Origin of the sequence: Pseudoalteromonas sp. Z9A6, from assembly GCF_011378805.1 — a bacterium.
GTDB classification, from domain to species: Bacteria; Pseudomonadota; Gammaproteobacteria; order Enterobacterales; family Alteromonadaceae; genus Pseudoalteromonas; species Pseudoalteromonas distincta.
The window spans coordinates 21,000-27,647 of the sequence record NZ_WTKZ01000054.1 but is presented as its reverse complement, the minus strand read 5'-3'; the positions used below and the strand labels follow the sequence as shown (position 1 = coordinate 27,647).

At 38.9% G+C, this 6,648-nt stretch carries 6 protein-coding genes; all 6 read right to left on the bottom strand.

The window, feature by feature from the left end; all coding sequences use genetic code 11:
- Positions 1–252: 252 nt before the first annotated feature.
- Positions 253–1,086 (bottom strand): sulfurtransferase, encoded by an 834-nt coding sequence (locus GQR53_RS16490; RefSeq protein ID WP_165744551.1) that lies wholly within the window; start codon positions 1,084–1,086, stop codon positions 253–255.
- On the bottom strand, positions 1,086–2,135 hold the full coding sequence (locus tag GQR53_RS16485) for a capsular biosynthesis protein (protein ID WP_226929010.1): 1,050 nt from the start codon (positions 2,133–2,135) through the stop codon (positions 1,086–1,088). Before GQR53_RS16485 ends, GQR53_RS16490 begins: the two co-directional genes overlap by 1 nt.
- Before the next feature lie 222 nt (positions 2,136–2,357).
- A complete protein-coding gene (locus GQR53_RS16480; protein WP_004335507.1) occupies positions 2,358–2,777 on the bottom strand; it encodes a group 1 truncated hemoglobin in 420 nt (139 codons plus the stop codon).
- A complete protein-coding gene (locus GQR53_RS16475; protein ID WP_004335508.1) occupies positions 2,777–3,610 on the bottom strand; it encodes a DUF3034 family protein in 834 nt (277 codons plus the stop codon). The genes GQR53_RS16480 and GQR53_RS16475 overlap by 1 nt, the downstream gene beginning before the upstream one ends.
- Complete coding sequence (locus tag GQR53_RS16470; RefSeq protein WP_165744549.1) at positions 3,597–5,912, bottom strand: EAL domain-containing protein; 2,316 nt, start codon at positions 5,910–5,912, stop codon at positions 3,597–3,599. Before GQR53_RS16470 ends, GQR53_RS16475 begins: the two co-directional genes overlap by 14 nt.
- Positions 5,905–6,567: a methylamine utilization protein gene (locus GQR53_RS16465; protein WP_004335512.1), complete on the bottom strand. Its 663-nt coding sequence runs from the start codon at positions 6,565–6,567 to the stop codon at positions 5,905–5,907. The genes GQR53_RS16470 and GQR53_RS16465 overlap by 8 nt, the downstream gene beginning before the upstream one ends.
- Positions 6,568–6,648: the final 81 nt, after the last annotated feature.

Here is a 6,648-nt window from a genome sequence, read left to right as displayed (position 1 = left end):
CATTTAGGATTAGATGAAGCGATACTAGCGAAACGTCATCAGGTAAATGGGATGGCGAAATTACAGAATCCAAGTCGTTGGTCAGGAAAGTCTCGAGATTGGACGATGATCAATGAAGTAAATTTAAATCCAGAGAAAAAAGAAGCAATGCGGGCGGCATAAAATTTAATTTGATGCGACAACTAACTTGAGAAACTCCGGTTTAGAGGCGCTGCGTTTTTAACGTGAGCAAGCTTTACATATCCAAAACATCTACTTTTCTCCTGTGGCGATGGGCAATGAATCACTTGCACCCCACTCACTCCACGAACCATCATAAACGCTTAAATTACTGTAACCACATTCGGTAGCAAATAACGCTAAAACACACGCTGTAATACCTGATCCACAGCTAAACTGTAACTGCCGCGCATCACCGATTACGTCACTAAATATCGCTTTAATTTCGGCAAGTGGTTTAGCTTCACCTTTATTAAGTAAATCCATAAAAGGCAACGAGCGACTATTTGGGATATGCCCGCTACGCATGCCTTTTCGGGGTTCACTTTCTTCGCCTGTAAAACGCTTATAAGCACGTGCATCTAGCAATACAGTGCTGGGCTCATCTATTTCGTTAAGCACTTGTTGGCTATTGATAAAATACGCAGAATTATAGCTTGCCGTAAAATCACCTTTACCTAACGATTTGCTATAACCTTGCTGTGTGGCGTAACCGCTCTCTAACCACTTTTTAAGGCCACCACTGAGTACTTTTACGTTGTGGTGCCCCATAGCTTTAAACATCCACCACGCCCTTGCTGCGCTAAATAAACCGCCATCTTCGTATACAACTATAAATGAATCGTTATTTACACCTGCATTTTGCATTACGTGGGTAAACTGCTGCTCGCTGCATACCGTACTTGGTAAGGGGTTTGATCTATCGGCCAACTCGTTTTTTATGTCAAAACGTTTAGCGTTGGGCAGCATTGCTTGCGGCGAATAAGTCCCCAAAACACCTGGGCGCAGCATACCTGCATCAAATATCACTAATGCAGGGTTGTGGAGTTGCTCGTGTAATTGCTGACAGCTAATTAGGTTTTTCACTACGATTCCTTATCACCATGATATTTAGCAAACTCATCATTACCCGTAAAACGCGCTTCAATCGCTTTAATGTGTTTATCTTCAGTGTGTTTCCAAACGCCAGGAATACAATATACATGTTCAATAAAGCTAAAAAACTTATCCTTTAATAATGTATTTGGTTGCCAGCCCTGCATTACTTCGTTCAGATTTGCTGCAAGCTGCTCTGCAGTGCTCGCATGCTTTACCAAACCCTCAATGTTGTAACAGGCTTGTCCAAGAGTTAAAACTCGTTTATTTAGCAGTAATGCTTCTAAGCCGACCGTTGAATTAATTGTTAATACAGCTTCTGCGCACTTAATCAAATCACTCGTTTGATTTCCATTAGCAAAGATTGCAATCGGATCTTTTTCATAAAGATGAGCGTAATGTTTATGCCATGACGGATGCTCTTTAAAAACCACTTTTAAACTTGGATCATTTAAGCTTTTGACGGCTTTAATCACCTCGTCGTAAAACATGTCCATAGAGTTTATCCACGGAGAAAAGCTAGCTAATTGAGTATCGTGAGGTACTTGAAAAGGCGCAAATATATAGCGTTCTGGCACATCGGCGCACTCAAATTCACAGCGCTTTTTATGATCAGCTCTTGGAATTAAATCCGGCGCAGAAAAGTTTAACTTATTTTGTGGGTCAAAATTTAGGTAAAAAGAAGGGTCACGGCTTAACGACGCATTATAGTTAATACCGCTAGGGTCCAAGCTACTTGTACCGGGTAGTAAACCATTTTCATAATAAAACTGCTTTACACCTAATGCTTTTGCAGCCATAGCGACAGTTGTATTTGGAAGTTTATTGCCGTTCCAAATGACAATGCATTCAGGATTAGTCTCGGTTAATAAGGCTAAATATTTAGCGTATCGTAATCGTTCAAATAAAACTAAACCAGCACTATAAACCGCAGTAATGATAGAATTATTCCAAGTTGTATTACGTGCTCTTTTACGTTTTAGCTGAGAGTTGACTACACCAGTAAAATTAACTTGGAACGCATCTTTTAAATATTTCACAGCAGAAAGCTTAGGCGCTCCCATGATGTGTAATTGGCAATTCATCGACAATTTTTTGATTATTTTTTTATAGTATTTTGCGTGTACATTTTTGCGAGAAATAAATAGATAAGCCATACAAGCTATATTTGCCAATTGTTGTTTTTATGAAATAATTCTATGTGGACAATGCAATCAAAGCAAGGTTCCCTTTACTTAATAATTACTTTGAAAGCTTTATAGTTACATTTTTATGATTTCATCACGAAGTGGCGCCATTCTAGAAAGAATATCGTTTTGTAAGCTATGGCTAACATCTTGCTCATTCATTGCATTTATAAGCAAATCAACAACATGATTAAAATCTTTCTCTGTAATATGCATACCAGTATGAATTGCCACCATAGAGTCGCCATCGTATGTACACGGGCCCTCTACTAACATGCACATATGATTAATAAATCCTTGGCGGAAATGCGCTATATTACTGTGTTCAAAGTAATGAATTATCTGCTCGTCATTGCCTATTTGATAGATAAAGCTATCAACAATTCTGCCTATCCCAGCTTTACCATCCAGCTTTTGATAAAGTGAGAGCTTAGTAGAATTTGCACACCCACTAAGCAACCCTAAACACATCAAAAAAATACCAACGCTTTTCATTACCAATACCCTGTTACCGATAAATACCAACCTGTTTGATCGTCAGCCCCTGCAATGCTTCCTAAATCAAGGTAAGCCGCAGTCACACTCACATGCTTGTTAGGCATCCACGCTACAAATAAGTCTTTCCAATCTTGTTCGCCTAAGTTTAAGTTATTTGATTTTTGACGATACTCAACACCTACGGCTATTTCGCGACTAAAAAATAGTGCTGTGCTGCCTTCAAATAATACTTTTCCACTAGTATTTTCTCCACCGTAACCAAGTAAACCAAGTTGATTAGCTTCACTGTATCGTGTAGTTACGTTCCAAAACCAGTTATAGCCAGCAATAGCCCCTAAATGTAATTTACTAGCAGCGAGGTAGTAGTCAGTACCGCTAGTCTCTTCTGCGCCTACAAGTGTTGCAATACTGCCATCATCCAGTGATTTATGCTGAATTCCTAAGCTAAGCTGTGGCCAATCACTGTAAACAATATCGCCGTACAAACGTATTTTAGCACCTGTAATTGATTGCTCTATTTCAGCATCAAGTGCTGGTACATCAAAGCGCTGTTGGGCATAACTAAGTTCAACACGATTAAATAAATTAAGTTGTGCACCACATACGTCAAGTGTGTAGTCGGTTACATCTGCGCGGCTACAAAAGCCATTTACCGAAAATTCATCATCACTTGCATACCCAGCAAGTTGTGCCCACGGTACAATCCCCCCGCCGCCACTGCCTTCAATTTGAGAAACTCCCGGCGTAGCTAGCAGTTTTCCATTGCTTGCAATGCTCGGCACACTAACTATTAAAAACAAACTTGCTAATAAGTATTTAATTTTTTGCATAGTATTCCTCCAGCCATTCTTCTAATAGTTCTGCTTTTAAAGGCCTACTTAAGTAATAGCCTTGTGCATGGTCGCACTGCATGCCTCTAAGTAAATTTAATGAGCCAAGCGTTTCAACCCCTTCAGCTACAACCGAGAAACCTAGCTGATGTCCCAACGTAATTGATGATTGCACTATAAATTGATCTTTTTGCGATTCATCAAGTTTTAGGATAAAGCACTTATCTAGCTTAAGCTCATCAATAGGCAGCATTTTTAATCTACCAAGTGATGTTTGCCCTACACCATAATCATCTAATGATATTTTAACGCCAATTGCCTTTAGGTTTTCGAGCGCTTTAATACCTTTTTCTTCGTTTTCGATCATATCGCGCTCAGTAAGCTCAATCGTGATCAGCTTAGAGTCTACTTTGTACTTTTTAAGCGTGCGAACTAATGCAGCATGAAAGCCTGGAAATGCTATATCTTGCGCAGATACATTTATTGCAGCCTGTAAGTTTATATTTTTAGACTGCCAATCAGCTACTTGTGCTACAACCGTATTAACAACCCACCCAGTAAGTTCAACAATAAGACCCGACTGCTCAGCTAAGTCGATAAACAGTTCAGGATTAACCCAGCTACCATCTTTTCGCTGCCAGCGAATAAGCGACTCAACTTTATCTATTTTTTGCGATTTTAAATGTAATTTTGGCTGATAAGTCATAAACAATTGACCATCGTCATCACTAATAGCCTGCTTTAATTCATCAAGCATTATTAAGCGATCTAAGTGCGCTTCGTCTTCGCCATTTTGATAGTAATGTATGCTCTCTTGTTTGTTTGCAGCACTTTCAACTGCAATTAGCACACGGCGCATTAAGTCATCACTTGCAATACCTTGTGTAGGATACTGCACAATGCCTGCACTAAAGCGTAAATTAATTTTTAGTTTTTGAATGGTGTAGCACGCTTGTAATTGTGCCATTAATCCAACAATACCGCTTTTGTGTTCACGCGCTGCAGCAGTCGGAAATACAGTTAAAAACTCATCGCCGCCAATACGGGCATGAAAGCCCCCTAACTCATCCGAAAACTCACTTATTCTGCAAGCAACGGCCTTTAGGCAGTCATCACCAATGCGCGGACCGAGCTTATCGTTTATGTGGCGAAGACCTTTTATGTCTATTGCAACGAGCGTGTACTCGGCTGATGAATCTAACTCATCATCAAGCACCTCAAGCATGGCTGAGCGGTTATAAAAGCCTGTTAAGGAGTCGTGTCTAGCTTGAAAGCTAATTTGTTGCTCGCGCTGATTAATATCATTACCCATGCTATCAAACGCTGCGACTAGCGTGTCTATTTCGGTACTTTGCCTTCGCCCTTTGAATTCAAATGCATAATTACCTTGTGCAAATTGCCTTGCTATTACAGCTAGTTGAGTAAGTGGCGTAGTTAAATTATTTGCAAATATGCTGCTTGTAATAACACCTACAAACATAGTTAAAATAGCCAAAATAATAAGTGTAAAAAGCAGTTTTTCGAAGTCACTATAACTTTGAGTTAAATCGGCGCTCAGTAAAATAATTATGGGATGGGTCAACAACGATGGTAAATCTATTTCTCGGTTACGATACACTAAATACTCACCAAAAAACCGCGATGTGGTTACGGTACTAAAATAGCTAACAGGTTCAAATTGCTCAGGACGATTAGCTAATGAGCTAATAACAATATCGTCAGCACTGCCTATAAAACTTACATCCATACCTGTTAAGCTTTTTAGTTCATGGGCTACATTGTCATCAATTTTAAAACCCACCAAACTATAGGCCACTGTACGTGGCGCTTTTACAGGTAATAAAATAACTTGATACAGCTCGTTATTAAGCACCACAAAGCTAGACTCTTCTGGCGCACTTAAAAGCTCTTCCATCAAGGGCTTTAAGTTGTGTGCAAAAACGTCTTCGTCAGTATTAGCGGAAATTAGCTTACCCGATAAATCAAGTAACAACATTAATTCGGCATCAATACGCTGACTGTGATTAAACAACACGCTGCTGATTGTACCTGCATCTCGCGTTGCTACAGCTTGCTTAAAACCAAAATCGGAGGTGAGTACTTTTGCAGCTGTTAACAGTAGGCTTTCTTTTGACTTTAAATATTGCTTATAAACGTTTTGCGCTACGGTAATATCTTGATTTACTTTTTCTTCTTGAAACTTACTCGTAGACCACCAAAAACTAAACAAGCTGACCATAGTGGTTAATAACACTAAGCCAACACATAAAATGGTTATGCGATTTCGTAAACTATTAGTCATTACCAGCCTTAAACTTACTACCAAAGGTATTTCTAGGTGCTGGAGTTGATGTGTTTACTGTTATCTGTAACTGTTTTTGAGAATTAATTGTTATCATTTTTTTATTCTCCAATGGTGCTGTTTGTAATGGATGCCATACACTCACTTGTGCAGGCAGTGTATTAATAGGCAAATTTACATAGCCTTTTTTATCTGTTTTATATACGAATTCGCTGTTAGCTACATAAATATAGCCAACCATAGAGTCATGTATATTACACCCCAAAACAACAACCCCTTGTTGCTCAAACGTAATGGGCTCTTTTGGTTGGCCTGAATATAATCTTAGTTGAAAAGGCTTAGCTTGTGAAAAAGAATAAACATGATGGCGAATATTATCGCTGTTAGGAAAGTTAACTTTTTGACCCTGTTGTACAACTAATAATTCGGGTAAAAACTGCTTATGGACTTGATCCATTATAGCAATGGGCAAATTTGATGGTGTGGCTTGTTTACCAGCAATATTTAGCTCAACCACAGCACCTGATAACTTTTGGCCGTGTTGATCTTCTATTACTAATTCAATATTCGCACTTAAAGCAAACTGACTAAAAAACAAACCTATAGCTAAAAAGTAATGACTTTTAGCAAACTTTTGCAATGCCCGTTCAAACATAACAATACCTAAACATTAATGTTAGGTTAAGTTAATTAGAGACGAGCACTAATTGCAAGAATTATAGCCCAGTAACTAAAA